Source organism: Corallococcus sp. AB011P (assembly GCF_003611605.1).
GTDB classification, from domain to species: domain Bacteria; phylum Myxococcota; class Myxococcia; order Myxococcales; family Myxococcaceae; genus Corallococcus; species Corallococcus coralloides.
The window spans coordinates 91895-107062 of sequence record NZ_RAVX01000018.1; the positions used below are offsets into that span (position 1 = coordinate 91895).

General features: G+C 70.6%; 14 protein-coding genes. 6 read left to right on the plus strand and 8 right to left on the minus strand.

What is annotated here, in order from left to right:
* Positions 1-26: 26 nt before the first annotated feature.
* From D7X30_RS32120 to D7X30_RS32130, 3 genes are all read left to right on the plus strand, one after another.
* The gene (locus D7X30_RS32120; RefSeq protein ID WP_199724610.1) at positions 27-1490 is read left to right on the plus strand and encodes a glutamine synthetase family protein; all 1464 of its coding nucleotides are present in this window, start codon (positions 27-29) and stop codon (positions 1488-1490) included.
* A gap of 13 nt (positions 1491-1503) precedes the next feature.
* Positions 1504-2688 carry an iron-containing alcohol dehydrogenase gene (locus D7X30_RS32125; RefSeq protein ID WP_120566786.1) on the plus strand — a complete coding sequence of 395 codons (1185 nt, stop codon included), beginning with the start codon at positions 1504-1506 and terminating at the stop codon, positions 2686-2688.
* Positions 2689-2846: 158 nt separating this feature from the next.
* On the plus strand, positions 2847-3263 hold the full coding sequence (locus tag D7X30_RS32130) for an ATP-dependent DNA helicase (RefSeq protein ID WP_120566787.1): 417 nt from the start codon (positions 2847-2849) through the stop codon (positions 3261-3263).
* A gap of 83 nt (positions 3264-3346) precedes the next feature.
* Here D7X30_RS32130 and D7X30_RS32135 read toward each other — a convergent pair whose 3' ends face one another.
* Positions 3347-3871 carry a hypothetical protein gene (locus D7X30_RS32135; RefSeq protein WP_233591907.1) on the minus strand — a complete coding sequence of 175 codons (525 nt, stop codon included), beginning with the start codon at positions 3869-3871 and terminating at the stop codon, positions 3347-3349.
* A 192-nt stretch (positions 3872-4063) separates the two neighbouring features.
* Between D7X30_RS32135 and D7X30_RS32140 the strand changes: the two genes are divergently transcribed.
* Complete coding sequence (locus D7X30_RS32140; protein WP_120566788.1) at positions 4064-4453, plus strand: ATP-dependent DNA helicase; 390 nt, start codon at positions 4064-4066, stop codon at positions 4451-4453.
* An 80-nt stretch (positions 4454-4533) separates the two neighbouring features.
* Here D7X30_RS32140 and D7X30_RS32145 read toward each other — a convergent pair whose 3' ends face one another.
* The 7 genes from D7X30_RS32145 to D7X30_RS32175 form a co-directional block, all read right to left on the minus strand.
* Positions 4534-5100, minus strand: coding sequence for a hypothetical protein (locus D7X30_RS32145; protein WP_120566789.1), 567 nt, complete (start codon positions 5098-5100; stop codon positions 4534-4536).
* A 148-nt stretch (positions 5101-5248) separates the two neighbouring features.
* A complete protein-coding gene (locus tag D7X30_RS32150) occupies positions 5249-7111 on the minus strand; it encodes an ArnT family glycosyltransferase (RefSeq protein ID WP_370038365.1) in 1863 nt (620 codons plus the stop codon).
* The gene (locus D7X30_RS32155; protein ID WP_120566790.1) at positions 7108-8058 is read right to left on the minus strand and encodes a hypothetical protein; all 951 of its coding nucleotides are present in this window, start codon (positions 8056-8058) and stop codon (positions 7108-7110) included. The genes D7X30_RS32150 and D7X30_RS32155 overlap by 4 nt, the downstream gene beginning before the upstream one ends.
* Complete coding sequence (locus D7X30_RS32160) at positions 8045-8557, minus strand: hypothetical protein (protein ID WP_120566791.1); 513 nt, start codon at positions 8555-8557, stop codon at positions 8045-8047. The genes D7X30_RS32155 and D7X30_RS32160 overlap by 14 nt, the downstream gene beginning before the upstream one ends.
* Before the next feature lie 83 nt (positions 8558-8640).
* Positions 8641-9600, minus strand: a complete 960-nt coding sequence (locus D7X30_RS32165; protein ID WP_120566792.1) for a CarD family transcriptional regulator — start codon at positions 9598-9600, stop codon at positions 8641-8643.
* A gap of 78 nt (positions 9601-9678) precedes the next feature.
* Entirely contained in the window at positions 9679-9894 is a 216-nt protein-coding gene (locus D7X30_RS32170) for a hypothetical protein (protein ID WP_120566793.1), read from the minus strand.
* 97 nt (positions 9895-9991) lie between these two features.
* Entirely contained in the window at positions 9992-12205 is a 2214-nt protein-coding gene (locus D7X30_RS32175) for a serine/threonine-protein kinase (protein ID WP_120566794.1), read from the minus strand.
* Between the two features lie 292 nt (positions 12206-12497).
* Between D7X30_RS32175 and D7X30_RS32180 the strand changes: the two genes are divergently transcribed.
* Together D7X30_RS32180 and D7X30_RS32185 are read left to right on the plus strand one after the other, a co-directional pair.
* The gene (locus D7X30_RS32180; protein ID WP_370051856.1) at positions 12498-13151 is read left to right on the plus strand and encodes a hypothetical protein; all 654 of its coding nucleotides are present in this window, start codon (positions 12498-12500) and stop codon (positions 13149-13151) included.
* A gap of 181 nt (positions 13152-13332) precedes the next feature.
* Positions 13333-15141, plus strand: coding sequence for an acyl-CoA dehydrogenase family protein (locus D7X30_RS32185; protein WP_120566796.1), 1809 nt, complete (start codon positions 13333-13335; stop codon positions 15139-15141).
* The last annotated feature ends 27 nt before the right edge of the window (positions 15142-15168 follow it).

A 15168-nucleotide genomic window follows, 5' to 3' on the forward strand; every position in this document is an offset into this window, starting at 1 on the left:
GCATGACGAAGAAAAGGAAGGTCCGCATGGCGTCGCGTCCCAAGGCCAAGGTGCTCACCCATCCGGCGATGGCCCGCCGGGCCCGCGGGAAGGAGCGCAGCGAGGGAGGGCCGCGAGCGGTGCCCGGGCAGCAGGGGGACATGGACTCCCTGCGCCGGTGGATGGACGAGAAGGGCGTCCGCAAGGTGAAGCTGGGCGCCATCGACGTGGATGGCGTCTTCCGCGGCAAGTACGTCTCGCTGGAGAAGTTCTACAGCGCCGCGAAGAGCAACATGGGCTTCTGCGACGTCGTCTTCGGCTGGGACCTGGGCGACGAGCTGTTGGACAACACGAAGGTGACGGGCTGGCACACGGGCTACCCGGACACGCCCGCGAAGGTGGACCTGTCCACGGCGCGCATCATCCCGTGGGAGCCGGACACCGCGGCCTTCCTGCTGGACTTCGTGAACCCGGATGGCACGCCCTTCGAGGCGAGCCCTCGCCAGCTGCTCCAGAAGATGGGTCAGCGCGCGCGCAAGCTGGGCTTCCTGCCCAAGTTCGGCGCGGAGTACGAGTTCTTCCTCTTCAAGGAGGGCCCGCAGAGCCTGCATGAGAAGGGCTTCAAGAACCTCACGCCGCTGACGCCGGGCATGTTCGGCTACTCGTGGCTGCGCACGTCGATGAACGCGCCGCTGGTGCACGCGCTCATCGACGGGTGCAACGCGTACGGGCTCAACATCGAGGGCTTCCACACGGAGACGGGCCCTGGCGTCTTCGAGGCCGCCATCCGCTACGACACGCTGGAGCTGGCGGCGGACCGCGCGGCGCTCTTCAAGACGGTGGTGAAGGAGATCTGCGCGAAGCACGGCGTGTCCGCGTGCTTCATGGCCAAGGTGGATCCAAAGCTGCCGGGCTGCTCCGGCCACGTGCACCAGTCGCTGTGGAACCTGAAGGAGGAGGAGAACCTCTTCCACGACCCGTCGCAGAAGCACGGGATGAGCAAGCTGATGCGGCACTACATCGGCGGGCAGGTGGCGCTGATGCCGGAGCTGACGGCGCTCTACTGGCCCACCATCAACAGCTACAAGCGCAGCGTGGAGAACACCTGGGCGCCCACCACCGCGACGTGGGGCCTGGAGAACCGCACCTGCGCCATCCGCGTCATCGGAGACAGCGGCAAGTCCATGCGCATCGAGTACCGCCAGCTGGGCGCGGACATGAACGCGTACATCGGCATGGCGGTGAGCCTGGCCGCGGGCCTGTGGGGCATCGAGAACGAAATCGAGCCGCCCGCGCCCGTGCTGTCCAACGCCTACGAGGCGAAGAACACGAAGCCGCTGCCCCGCACCCTGAAGGACGCGGTGGCCCTCTTGAAGAACAGCGAGCGCGCCCGCGAAATCCTGGGCGAGGGCTTCGTGGACCATTTCGTGCGCACCCGCGAATGGGAGGTGCGCCAGTACGAGCGGGCGGTCACCTCCTGGGAGCTGGAGCGCTACCTTGAGCTCATCTGAAGGAGGACCTTCCATGAAGCCTTTCGACATTCCCTCGGAGCCTCGCGTCACGGAGATGGCGTGGCCCACGCGCATCGTGTTCGGCGCGGGCGCGCTCCAGAAGCTGCCCGCGCACGCGGCGCGGTTGAACATGAAGCGCCCGCTGCTGGTGACGGACGCGGGCGTGGTGAAGGCGGGCCTCGCCGCGCGCGTCGCGGACGTACTCAAGGGCGCGGGGATGGACTGCGCGGTGTTCGACCGCGTGGAGCCCAACCCCACGGAGCGCGACGTGTTCGCGGGCCTGGAGGCGTACCGCGCGCACAAGGCGGACGGCATCGTCGCCCTGGGCGGTGGCAGCGCGCTGGACGCGGGCAAGCTGGTGCAGCTGCTCACCACGCACGAGCCGCCGCTCAGCCGCTACGACGACGCGAAGGGCGGCGACCAGTACGTGCGCGACGACCTGCCTCCGCTCATCGCCATTCCCACGACGGCGGGCACGGGCTCTGAAGTCGGGCGCTCGGGCGTGGTGACGCTGGCGGACACGGGCCGCAAGACGGTCATCTTCAGCCCGCACCTGCTGCCGAAGGCGGCCGTCATCGACCCGGAGCTGACGCTTGGTCTGCCCCCGTCCGTTACCGCGGCCACGGGCATGGACGCGCTCACCCACTGCATCGAGGCGTATGTCGCCAATGGCTTCCATCCGCTCGCGGACGCGGTGGCCATCGACGGGGTGATGCGCGTGGGGCGCTCGCTGGTGACGGCGGTGAAGGAGGGCCGCGACCTGGCGGCTCGCACGGACATGATGGTGGCCGCGATGGAGGGCGCGATGGCCTTCCAGAAGGGCCTGGGTGCGAGCCACGCGCTGGCGCACGCGCTCACGCCCATCTCCAACGTGCCGCACGGCCTGGCGAACGCCATCGTCCTGCCCGCGGTGATGGAGTTCAACCGCGCGGCCTGCACGGCGCGGCTGGCGCGCATCGCCACAGCGCTGGGGGACACGTCCAACGCGCGTGAGGAGGTGCTCGCGGCCAACGCCATCGACCGCGTGCGCAAGCTGGCGGCGTCCGTGGGGATTCCGACGCGGCTGCGCGAAGCGGGCGTGCAGGAGAAGGACCTGGAGCACATCGCGCAGAAGGCCTTCCAGGACGCGTCCCACCAGGGGAATCCGCGCGCCGTGACAGAGGCGGACCTGCTGGCCATGGCCCGCGAGGCGTACTGAGAAGCGGCTTCACTCCGGCTTGATTTCAGAGTGTTTCAGCGGGGCCTCTTCCGAGGGAAACGGGAGGGGCCCCGTGCCTTTGGAGCGCTTGAATCAAGCGGTGCCTCCTCCGTCAGAAGGTTCAGAACGCAGCACAACGCGGCTCACGGAGGCAGGTCATGAAGGCGATGCTCAAGAAGATGGTGGTGGCTGTGGCGCTGGTCGCGAGTTCCCCGGTGATGGCGGCGGACTTCCACGGCGCCTCCCCCCTCGTGAGCCGTCAGGACCAGTCCCGCATGGAGCGCGAGCGGCACGAGCGGGAGCGGCTGTCGCGCCTGGAGCGGGAACGGCAGGAGCGGGCGCGGATGGAGCGCGAGCGTCAGGCCCGGCTGGAGCGCGAGCGCAAGGAGCGGGCGCGGATGGAGCGTGAGCGTCAGGCCCGGCTGGAGCGCGAGCGGTTCGAGCGGGAGCGCCAGGCCCGGATCGAGCGGGAGCGCAAGGAGCGGGAGCGGTTGGCTCGGATGGAGCGGGAACGGCAGGAGCGGGAGCGGCTGGCGCGGCGCGACTCGCACTACCGGGGCGGCTGGGTGAACTAGGCGGCCACGGTGGTGTCACAGCCTGAAGCAGCACGGAGGCCCGGGGGCGGAGATCCACCCTCGGGCTTCTTCGCGTCTGGAGGTCAGCGGGCGCCAGAGTCCACGGACAGCGTGTGGGCTCCCGCATCCGGAGCCGTGCTGCCGGCGTCCGCGACGCCGCCTGTTTCCGGCGTGAACTCCAGCGTGTCCATGAAGAGGCGCCCCGGCAGCCGCATGTCCATGGCGGTGATGCGCTCGCGATCGCGCAGCTCGTAGAGCTGCCTCGCCACCCAGCCGGTCGGCACCGGTTCGTCGGAGAAGAAGACGTAGACGCGCACCTTCCCCTCCTTCACCGGCACGCGGAAGCTGGTGTTGGCGACGGGACGGCCGGGGTCGCAGCGGATGGAGCGGTTCTCTCGCGTGAGCGTGAGCTGCCGGATGACGCCCTTCTCGGACGTCGTGAAGAGCATGCAGTAGGGCAGCTGTCCCTCGACGGGGATGATCTCCATCGTCGCCGGGCCCGTGCGCTTCACCAGCGCACGCGTCACCTTCGCGGGCTTCGCGTCGTCGCAGCGCACGGAGCCCGCGCCCAACGCCATCATCGTCAACAAGCCCGTCCAGCGCGTCACGTGTTCTTCCCTGGGAAGGAGGGATACCGACCGCGAGCCTACCCTCCTGTCCGCGTGCGAAGCGGCTTCACTCCGGTTTGATTTCAGAGTGTTTCAACAGGGCCATCTTCCGATGGCGCGGTTGAATCAAGCAGGGCCTCCCCCGTCAGTAGGTTCAGAACGCAGCAACAACGCGGCTCACGGAGGCAGGTCATGAAGGCGATGCTCAAGAAGATGGTGGTGGCTGTGGCGCTCGTCGCGAGCTCCCCGGTGATGGCGGCGGACTTCCACGCCGCCACCCCCCTCGTGAGCCGCCAGGACCAGGCCCGCATGGAGCGCGAGCGTCAGGAGCGCGAGCGTCAGGCGCGGCTGGAGCGCGAACGGCAGGAGCGCGAGCGGCAGGCGCGCCTGGAACGGGAACGGCAGGAGCGGGAACGGCAGGCCCGGCTGGAGCGCGAACGGCAGCAGCGGGAACGGCAGGCCCGACTGGAGCGCGAGCGTCAGGAACGCGAGCGGCAGGCGCGGCTGGAGCGCGAACGGCAGCAGCGGGAGCGCCTGGCCCGGCTGGAACGCAGCCGCTACAGCGGTGGCTGGCTGAACTAGGCGGCCACGGTGTCTCAGCTTGAAGCAGCACGGAGGCCCGGGGGCGGATTTCCACCCTCGGGCCTCTTCGCGTCTGGAGGTCAGTTGGCCAGCGGCTCCACGGTCAGGGCGGGAGTGCCGGCGTCCGAGGCCGTGCCTCCGTCGGAGGTCACCACGCCGCCCGCGCCCACGATGCCGCCCGTCTGCTCCGGCTCGCCTGTTTCCGGCGTGAACTCCAGCGTCTCCACGAAGATGCGCCCCGGCAGCCGCAGGTCCATGGCGGTGACGCGCTCGCGGTCGCGCAAGTCGTAGAGCTGCTGCGCCACGGAGCCCGCCGGCACGCGCTCGTCGGAGAAGAAGACGTAGATGCGCACCTTCCCCTCCTGCACCGGCACGCGGAAGCTGGTGTTGGCGACGGGGCGGCCCGGGTCGCAGCGGATGGAGCGGTTCTCTCGCGTGAGCGTGAGCTGCCGGATGACGCCCTTCTCGGACATCGTGAAGAGCATGCAGTAGGGCAGCTGTCCCTCGACGGGGATGATCTCCATCGTCGCGGGGCCCGTCCGCTTCACCTGCGCGCGCGTCACCTTCGCGAGTGGCTTCGCGTCGTCGCAACCCACGACGCCCGCTCCCAACACCATCACCGTCAACAAGCCCGTCCAGCGCGTCATGTGTTCCTCCTCGGGAAGGTGGAATGGCCGACACCGCCAGCCTACCTTGGCCTCACGCCTTCCCGTCCTGTCCGCTTTTCTTGGTCGCCCGCGAGGCCGCCGAGTGCACGGTCGTGCACATGGCTTCCTGCGTCATCCAGGCCGGGACCTACTCCGGGCGTTGGTAGACGATGACCTGCGGCGTTTCGTCCAGGTACAGCCCGGTGACGGGCGTGCGCGTGCCGAAGGCCTGCCACGTGAGGAACTCGTGCTCGCGGAACTCCTGGTGGTACTGGTACGCGACGATGTCCGCGTCGAACGGGCTGTTCACCGCCCGCACGTCCGGCCGCAGCATGCCGTTGCGCTGATAGTCGCGGAACGAGAAGCCGTTGACCTCGTGCAGGTAGATGCGCGCGCCCGGCTTCGCGTGTTCGTTGATCCACGGCAGCACGCCGGTGACGTGGCTGGACCAGAACTGCCGCTGCATCCCCATCGTCGCCGCGCCCGGCAGCCCACCCGCCAGCTCCGAGTACGCCGCCGTGCCGTACGGGAACACCCGCACCAGCCCCAGCAGCGCGGGCGCCATGAGCAGCGCGAACACCGGCACCGTCACCACCAGCGGTGACACCGAGGGCCGCCGCGCCTTCAGCACCTCCCACAGCGCGAAGCACCCGCGCGCCACCGCGGCGCCCGCGAGGATGCCCAGGAAGGGCATGGACGGGAACCAGTGCTTCACGCCACCAAAGTGCGGCACCTGCGGGTGGCTGATGATGAGGATGGACGTCACCGCGTTGACGCCCACCAGCGCCTCCGCCGCGGTGGGCATCCGCACCCATTCGCGCGTGCGCTCACTCAAGCCGAGCAGCGCGCGGCCCACGAGCACCACGAAGCCCGTCACCATGGGCGCGAAGAGGCTGGTGGGCACCGTCAGCGCCGTCTTCACCAACACGTAGCTGAGAGGGAAGGGCGGCCCGCGCATCAGCGTGCCCAGGTAGAACCAGGCGTAGTGGTTGTGCGTCGCGTGGAAGGCCAGGTACCACGCGGTGCGGTCCACCGGCGCGTGCCACAGGTAGGGCCAGTGCAGGTAGAAGAGGACCGGGCCCAGCACCGCCATGGCCGCCAGCGGCACCAGCGCCCGCGTCACCGGCAGGCTCACCCGCCCGAGGTCGCGCAGCAGCACCACGCTGCCCACCGCGAGCCCCACGAAGAACAGCGTGTGCGGGCTCAGGAGCAGGAACTTCTTCTGGAACCCGGCGGGCCCGCCCAGGAACACCACCAGCAGGCCGTACAGCACCGCCACCGCCGCGAACAGGCCCACGAAGCGGGCCAGCCGCACGCGAGCCTCCGGAGCGCCCTCGCTCGCCTGCCACGCGCGCCACAGCGCGAACGGCGACAGCACGAACGGCAGGAAGAGGGCGTTGTGCTTCGTGGCGATGGCCAGTCCGAACGCCACGCCGCACGCGATGCCCCAGCGGGTGCTCTCCAGCGCGCGCCAGAAGCAGTACACGACGAGCAGCCACATCGCGGCCACCGGCATGTCGAAGCACGCCAGCTCCGCGTTGAAGTACTGGCGCGGCACCAGCAGGAAGGAGAGGGCGGCGAACCACCCCGCGGTGCGGCCGTACAGCGCGCTGCCCAAAAGGAAGCACAGCGCGGGCACCAGCGCCGCCATCGCGAACGCGGGCAGCCGGTAGGCCGTCGCGTCGCGCATCACGCCCAGCGTGTCGTGGAAGAGCAGGTGGCTCAACCCGAACAGCGTCTTCATCAGCGCCGGGTGCTCGTGGTTGTAGTCCCACAACCGCACGATGGCGCTGTCCGTGAACGCCTGCGCGGGCGAGTGCAGCAGCAGCCGGAACCACTGCGAATAGCCCTCCGCCGCGGCGAAGTAGACGCTCTCGTCGCGCGTGAAGCCCACGGCGGCTTCCGTGCTCCACAGCGCCGCGAACGCCAGCACCCACAGCGCCAGGGCCGTGAACTTCTCCTCGCGCGTCGCGGGGCGTCCCGTCATCTGGAACGTCGCCGGAGCCGTCATGGCTTCACCCCCACCGCGGGCTCCAGCGCCATCACGTCCAGGCACACCTGCCGCGACTCCGCGTTGTCCGCCTGCACCCAGACCTTCACCGTGCGCGGCGGTCCGGGCGGCAGCACCACCTCCGCCTTCTGCACGCCCTCGCGGCCCGGGGGAATGGGCACGTCCAGGAGCCGCTCGCCCGTGGCCGCGTCATCCACGCCCAGGTACGAGGTGGACAGGCGCGGGTCCTTGGAGTGCGCGAACTCGAAGATGATGCCGCCCTCCAGCCGCAGGCCCATGCCGGAAGGAACGTTGGAGAACTCCGCCACCAGCCGCTGCGGCCCTCCCGGCGCGTGCATCCACAGGCAGCGCCGGGGTTCGTAGAGGATCTCGTGCCACTCCGGCGCCACGTACAGGTGCGGTGGGCCGGGGCAGCGGTGCACCTTGCCGTCGAAGGGGCAGTCCCGGCGCGAGCCGTCCGGCTGCTCCAGGTACACGCGCGCCGCGCTCGCGGACTCGCTCGCCACCCAGTGGCGCGGGCGGTAGCGGCCGTTTTCGTAGAGGCGCAGCGACAGCGGGCCCTGGCGCGACTCGGGGCCCAGCGCCTTGCGGCCGGGTTGGAAGGCCGCGTCGAATGCGCCCACGTCGGAGCGGGGCAGCTCCGGCTGGCCCAGCACCCAGATGCGCGGGTGCGCGCTCAAATCCGCGCCGTCCGACTCCAGCCACCCGTACACGGGCACGGAAGGAGGCACGAAGAGGCGGGCGCGCTCGGTCCACCAGGGGAACAGCAGCACCGCGTCCCCGGGGCGCGCGTCGCGGGCCAGCACGTCCGCCACGGCGCGCTCGTCCGCGTCCGTGGGCAGCCGGCCCGGAAGCCTCAGCTGGAAGGCGAGGCACCCGAGCGCGACGAGCAACAAAGCCCCCAGCTCCACCAGGGGCAGGGCGCGCAGGACCTTAGGACTTGGCAAGACGGATCTTCTGCTCGCTCTTTTCGCGGCAGAAGGTGCAGAAGATGTGGTCGCCCTGATTGAAGGACGGCGTCCAGGGCGGGTACATCGAGCAGCGCGGATCCAGGCAGTGGTGCAGCTCCCAGAGCGTGCCCAGCTGGTGCAGCGCGTGGCGCGCGATGGGCTTGAAGTCCTTCTCCAGGTCCTTGAACGGCGCGATGGAGAGGATTGCCCGGTCCTTGCCGTACCTGGCGAAGCCCGACGTGGGCGCCTTGCCGCTGGGCAGGTCGCGGTCCTTCAGCTTGCGAGAGGTGAGCAGCAGCACCTTGTCGTCCTTGTAGGCCCGGATGCCCGTCACCTCATTGAGCAGCTTCTCCGCGTCCAGGGGCTCGGACATGCCCGCGGGGACTTCCGCGGAGCCGCTGTGCTCGCTGCCCACGCCGAAGGCCGTGTAGAGCGTGCGGTTGAACTTGGCGAGCTGCTTGTCGTCGAAGGGGTCCAGCGTCACGACGCGAATCACGGGGCGTCACCTCGGCGGGAAGGCCCTCGCGGTGCCGGGCGCGCGCTTGCGGCGCGACGCGGGCGGCCGGAGGGCCGTGGGGTTCACTCGTCCTCGGGCGGCTTCGCCTTGGGAGGACGGCCACGCTTCTTCGGCGCGGCGGGCTCCGCGGGTGCGGCGCCCTCGGGTGGCTTGGCCTTGGGCGGACGGCCGCGCTTCTTCGGCGCGGCGGGCTCCGCGCCCTCCGCCACCTCGGGCTTCGGCTTGGGCGGACGGCCGCGCTTCTTCGGGGCGGCGGGCTCTTCGCCTTCGGCCGGCTTGGCCTTGGGCGGACGGCCGCGCTTCTTGGGAGCGTCCTCGCCCCCCTCCTCGCCGCCTTCCTCCTCGCCGCCTTCTTCCTCGGAGGACTCCTCTTCGGACTCGGACTGCGGCTCCTCGTCCGAGGGCAGGTCCAGCTCTCCGCCCTCCAGACCCATGAGGTCGCCGTCCAGGTCCATGTCGTCCTCGTCGCCACCGGGCCGCGCGAACTCCGCGGCGGTGCGCTTGGGACGCTCCTTCCCGGGCGGGAAGAGGACGATGTCGATGGAGTCCTCGGCGTTGGCCTCGGCGGTGCCCAGCGCGGCGGCGACCTCCGAGACCAGCAGGTGCCGGGCGTTGTCGTAGAGCTCGCGCTCCTTGGTGGGCAGCGGCCGCAGCTCACTGAGGACCTGGAGGCCCTTGACGACCTCCGCCAGCCCCAGGATGCCGCCCTGGGTCATGCGGTCCAGGTTGGTGCGCGCGCGTTGCTTCCAATCCAGGTCGGCCTTGTCACTGTCCGAGCGGAGGAACGCGTAGATCTCCTCCACGTCGGCGGGACTGGCCACCTTGCGCACGCCGATGGAGAGGATCTTCCCCTGTGGCACCATCACGACCGCGCCGTCTTCCTCCCGGCGCATGGTGACGAAGGTGAGGCTCTGGCCCGCCACCTCCTTCACGTCGATGGCGGCAACGCGGCAGACCCCCTGGTTGGGGTAGACGACCCGGTCTCCAACCTGGAGCTGGAGTGCAGCGGACCCTTCTGGCATGGCCCCCTCGTGGGCGGGTGGGATGAGCACCGAAGCGAGCGCCGGTCGTAGCACCGAGCCTCGCCGGATGCCACGAGATTACCGGGGAAGCATTGTCATCCGGTTGGCACTGCGCTGCGCTTCCAACAGCTTGGCCATGATCTCGTGAGCCTGCGAGTCCAGGACAGCGTCGATCTGGGCGTCGGTCGGCCCCTCGTCCGCCGTGCTTCCGGGCCGCGCGTCCACGCGGGTGGAAAGTCCCACCGTCGCCATCACCGCGATCCCCAGGGCCAGCACCGCCAGCAGCTTCTTCATGAGCGTCCTCCGTGGCGGCCCAGGGTAGGGGCGGCGCCCGGATGATCAATTTTTCGGCTACAGGCTGGCGGTGTCCTGTAGCGGCCCGTCGCGCGCGCTACTGGTGCAGCGGCGCCACCGGCGTCACCTCCAGCGTGAGGCCGCCGGAGTTGTCGTGGACGTCGTCATCCGGGAACGCGAGCCGCAGCCAGCTCGCGCCGCGCATCACCGTGGGCTGGTTGACCTCCAGCACCTCCAGCGTGCCCGGGGCCACGGCCGGGGACGGCCCCGCGCCGTGCAGCGCGAGCACGCCGTTCACCTCGCCGCCGCCGAAGCCGCGCGTGCGCGCCGGTTCTCCGGCCGAACGCACCACGACGCGGTAGGTGGTGGACGGATCCAGCTCCCGGAGCGTGAAGCCGTCGTGGGGGGACAGCGAGACGGCGTGCCGACGCGCGTCCAGGAGCAGGGTGGTGATGGCGCCGCTCGCCTGTTCGCGCACGTGCACCTGGAGCGCGCCGCGGTTGTCGTCGGGCCGGTCGTCCCAGAGGAATACGTAGAGGACGGAGGCGTCGCGCACCAGCACCTCGTCGGCGCCCACCAGGCCGAAGCTGTCGCGCGCGGCCAGCGCCGTGCCGCCCTCCAGGAAGTACACGGCCTGGGCCACCGGCAGCGGGCCGCCCACCGACACGCGGCCCTCCACACGCAGGCCGTAGGTGCGGGACGGATCCAACCGCATGCGCGCCGCCTGGGACGGAGGCACACGCAGGGCATGCGCGACCGCGCTGAGCGCGAACGGGCCTCCAGAGGAGTAGCGGGCGATGGACGCGGGTGTGTTGTCCGGCCCCGTGCGGGGCAGGGCGCGCGCCGCGACCGCTTGCTTCGGCGCGAGCCGCGCATGGACCGCCAGCGTGGTGCCGCGCTCGGCGTGCACGCGCTGGCTGAAGGGCACCATGCCCGGCAGCAGCACCTCCAGCACGTGGTCGCGGTCCGACGGCAGCTGGGTGATGAGCGTGGGCGTCGTCTCCGCCAGCGTCCGGCCGTCCACGCGGATGGTGGCGCCCGGGGGCGAGGAGCTGAGCTCCACCGCGAACGTGTTGGAGCCGCCCATGACCAGGCCCAGCCACGTGGCCACGAGCGCCGCCACCACCACCGGCGCGCCGCGCACCGCCCAGCCGCGCAGGGAGCGGTGCCACGCGGGCGGCGGCTCCGGAGGCATCGCCTGCGGGGGCAGGGGCTGCGTCGTCAAATCGCCTCGGGGCTCCCCCCCGGGCTCGGAGACGTGGCGGGGCACCTCCGGGGGCGTGGCGATGGGCGGCGGTTCGGCGATGCCGCTCCAGCGGCCCACCCGTGCGACGAACTCGCGCGGCAGCTGTACCGGGCGGCCGGCCTCCACGAGCTCCGGCTCGAAGAGGTAGCCCATGAAGTGGCCCAGGTCGCTGGCGGACACGTCCGGCGCGGTGACGTGGAGCTGGCGCGCCAGCGCCTCCGCGAAGGCCTGCGCGGTGGGGTAGCGCTGCTCCGGGCTCGTGGCCATCGCGGTGAGCAGGATGCGCTCCAGCGCGGCCGGGATGTTCGGCACCCACTCGCGCGGGCGGGGGAAGTCGCCCTGGGAAATCTTGCGCAGCACGTCCTGGAGCGAGCCCTCGAAGGGGCGCCGTCCGCAGAGCATCTCGTAGAGGACCGTGCCCGCGGCGAACACGTCCGTGCGCGCGTCCAGCGCCTCGCCGCGCGCCTGCTCCGGCGCGAAGTAGACGTACTTGCCCTTCGCGGGGTCCACCTTCGTGTCGGAGCGCCCGGCGAGCCGCGCCCGCGCGATGCCGAAGTCCACCAGCTTCACCTGCCCCTCGAAGGAGAGGAGCACGTTCTGCGGGCTCACGTCCCGGTGGACGATGTGCAGCGGGCGGCCGTTGTCATCCAGCCGCGTGTGCGCGTACGCCAGCCCCCGCAGCATGTCGATGGCCACCAGCACCGCCAGGGGCGGCGGCAGCGCGGGCAGCCCCTTCTCCCGCGCACGGCGCAGCACGTGCGAGAGCGGATGGCCGTCCACCCACTCCATCGCGAGGAAGTACTCGCCCTCCACCTCGCCGAAGTCGAAGATCTGCGCGATGTTGCCGTGTGACAGCCCCAGCGCGATGCGCGCCTCGTTGATGAACATGGACACGAACGCGCTGTCGTCCGCGTAGCCCGGGAGGATCTTCTTGATGACCACCGGCTTCGTCACGCCCGCCACCGCCGTCATCCGGGCGCGGTAGATCTCCGCCATGCCGCCCGTCGCGATGCGCTCGAGCAGCTTGTACTTGCCGAACTGGAAGCCGGCGGAAAGCGGCGGCACGTTCGAATCGGCTCCGGTGGAGGGGAGTCCTTCGCAAAAACCGCGAGAAGCTATCATGAGGCCATTCAGACGCCCTGGGTGGAATATTCCGCTACGCTCGCCAGCCTGTTCCCGTAACCCTGCATTCTTCCTCTTGGTGTGGAGCAGCCTCACATGGGGTGGCTGTCGGGAGCCCACGCCCGCCGAGCCGGCACGCACGGTATCTCCTGCGCCATCACTCCGCGTGGAATCGGAGTCCCCTCCACCCGCTCCCAGGGACGCGGGCACCTGGGCGGATGCGACCGTCACGCCCGTGTCCGCGCCCGCCTGGGGCGAGCCGCTCCCGGACGACGTCCTCCGGCTGGAGCTGTCGGGAGAGCAGGTGCGCCTGGGCACGGAGACCTTCACGCCGGCCCGAGCCCAGGACGCGGCCAGGCTCGCGGAGCGGGTGCGGGGCCGGGATGTGCTCGTCGCCGTGGGGGACGCGGACACGTTCCTCGCGCAGGTGTCGGACTCGCTGGCGGTCTTGCGCGCGCAGGCGGCGGAGGTGTGGCTTCTGCACCCGGACGCGCCGGTGGCCTACCGGCTGGTGCTGCGCGACGAGCAGGGCTTCCGGGCGTGGCTGGAGGAGGTGGCGCCCGGCAAGCTGCGCATCATCCAGCGCGCGGACGGCTTCGAGCTGAGCACCAGCGTGGGCAAGCTGCCGGGGCCGGACCGCAACGGCCCTTCCGTGCCGGTGCGCGGCGGGCGCCAGGACATCGCGACGCTGCGGCGGGAGCTGGCCCGGCTGAAGACGCGCTTCACCACGTCGGACGACCTGTGCCTCGTCCCCTCGTTCGGCACGGAGGTGGTGCAGGTGGCGCGGGCGCTCGGCGGCACGTACGTCGCGCCGGAGGAGGGGCTCTTCGACACGCTCTGCCTCGTGTACCCCACGCCCCGGTCCGCTCCGGACGCGGGTTCCCCGTAAGGCAGGGGCCGCGAAGCCTCCCGCCTGGCGGGCGGGCACGCACCCCGGGTGGAGTCCCACGACGCATTGAGGTGGTGGGTCCGCGCCGCTACTACCCGTGGAGGTCCGCGCGCCCTAATGTGCCGCGCGCCTTTTTCCCTGAAGGCTTCGGAGGGCAATGCTCCCTCCCCGGAGGTCGTTGATGGTCGCCGCAACCGAGCCCGCTTCCCGTCCCCAGGATGTTCTCGCCGGGGGCACCTTCCTCTTCCAGGAGGTGGGCTCCACCCGCATCCTCACGCCCGAGGCGTTCTCCGAGGAGCAGCGGCTCTTCTTCAAGACGGCGCTCCAGTTCTGCCGGGAGCAGGTGCTGCCCCAGGCCGCGCGCATCGAGGGCAAGGACAACGCGCTCTTGCGCGACCTCTTGCGCCGCGCGGGTGACCTGGGCCTCTTGAGCGTGGACATCGCGGAGACGTACGGCGGCACGGGCCTGGACAAGACGACGTCGCTGTTGCTCGCGGAGGCCATGAGCCTGTTGGGCTCGTGGTCGGTGACGTCCAGCGCGCACACCGGCATCGGGTCGCTGCCCATCGTGTGGTTCGGCAACGAGGCGCAGAAGGCGAAGTACCTGCCGAAGCTGGCCACGGGTGAGTGGGTGGCGGCGTACGCACTGACGGAGCAGGGCAGCGGCAGCGATGCGCGCGGGGCGAAGACGAAGGCGGTGAAGTCCGCGGACGGCAAGCACTACGTCCTCAACGGCTCCAAGCTCTACATCACCAACGCGGCCTTCGCGGACGTGTTCGTCGTCTTCGCGCAGGTGGACGGCGACAAGTTCACCGGCTTCATCGTGGAGAAGGACACCCCGGGCCTCACCGTGGGCCCGGAGGAGCACAAGATGGGCATCCGCGGCTCGTCCACGTGCCCGCTCTACTTCGAAGATGCACTGGTGCCCGTGGAGAACCTGCTGGGAGAACTGGGCAAGGGCCACCGCATCGCCTTCAACATCCTCAACTACGGCCGCCTGAAGCTGGGCGCGGGCGTCATCGGGAGCATGAAGCTGCAGTTGCAGAGCGCGCTGAAGTTCGCGCAGGAGCGCAAGCAGTTCAAGGCGCCCATCGCCACGTTCCCGCTCATCCGCGAGAAGCTCGCGCGCATGGCCACGCTCGTCTACGCGGTGGAGAGCATGACGTACCGCACGGCGGGCTTGGTGGACGGGCGCCTTGCGTCCAAGGAGCGCTCGGACGCGGACTACGACGCGCACGTCATCGCCGCGATGGAGGAGTTCGCCACCGAGGCCTCCATCATGAAGGTCTTCGGCTCGGAGGCCATCGGCTTCCTGGTGGACGACGCGGTGCAGGTGCACGGCGGCGCCGGCTACATCGAGGAGTACCCGGTGGAGCGCGCCTACCGCGACGCGCGCATCAACCGCATCTTCGAGGGCACCAACGAAATCAACCGGATGCTGATCACCGGCATGCTGCTCAAGCGCGCCGTGAAGGGCGACCTGCCGCTGTTCGCGCAGGCGCGCTCCGTGGCGGAGGAGCTGAGCCGCGGCGAGCGTCCCCGCGCGGGCCGCCACGACGCGCTGGCCAACGAGGAGATCGCCGCCGAGTGCGCCAAGCACCTGGCCATCCACGGCATGCGCCTGGCCGCGGAGACCTTCGGCACGGAGCTGGACAAGCACCAGGAGGTCATGGCCGCGCTGGCGGACGTGGTGATGGACGCGTACGCGCTGGACTCCATGGTGACGCGCACCCGTCAGGCCGCCACCGGCGGCGTGCAGGACCCGGTGCGCGTGGCGCTGGTGCGGCTGTACGCGATGGAGTCCACCACCCGCGCCTTCGAGCGCACCCGCCGCGCGCTCTGCGCCACGCTCAAGGGTGACACGCTCTCGCTGGAGCTCAAGCGCCTGTCCGCGCTGGACGCCTTCACGCCGTACGACCCGGCGGAGCTGCGGGAGACGATTGTCGCGGGCCTGGAAGAGGCCGGCGGCTACCCGTACAACCCGCTGTAACGGCTGAAGCGCGGGTGCCCTGGACGC

Coding starts and splice junctions, on each gene's coding strand:
- D7X30_RS32120 (WP_199724610.1), top strand. CDS start 27: ATGGCGTCGCGTCCCAAGGCCAAGGTGCTCACCCATCCGGCGATGGCC.
- D7X30_RS32125 (WP_120566786.1), top strand. CDS start 1,504: ATGAAGCCTTTCGACATTCCCTCGGAGCCTCGCGTCACGGAGATGGCG.
- D7X30_RS32130 (WP_120566787.1), top strand. CDS start 2,847: ATGAAGGCGATGCTCAAGAAGATGGTGGTGGCTGTGGCGCTGGTCGCG.
- D7X30_RS32140 (WP_120566788.1), top strand. CDS start 4,064: ATGAAGGCGATGCTCAAGAAGATGGTGGTGGCTGTGGCGCTCGTCGCG.
- D7X30_RS32145 (WP_120566789.1), bottom strand. CDS start 5,100: ATGACGCGCTGGACGGGCTTGTTGACGGTGATGGTGTTGGGAGCGGGC.
- D7X30_RS32150 (WP_370038365.1), bottom strand. CDS start 7,111: ATGACGGCTCCGGCGACGTTCCAGATGACGGGACGCCCCGCGACGCGC.
- D7X30_RS32165 (WP_120566792.1), bottom strand. CDS start 9,600: ATGCCAGAAGGGTCCGCTGCACTCCAGCTCCAGGTTGGAGACCGGGTC.
- D7X30_RS32170 (WP_120566793.1), bottom strand. CDS start 9,894: ATGAAGAAGCTGCTGGCGGTGCTGGCCCTGGGGATCGCGGTGATGGCG.
- D7X30_RS32185 (WP_120566796.1), top strand. CDS start 13,333: ATGGTCGCCGCAACCGAGCCCGCTTCCCGTCCCCAGGATGTTCTCGCC.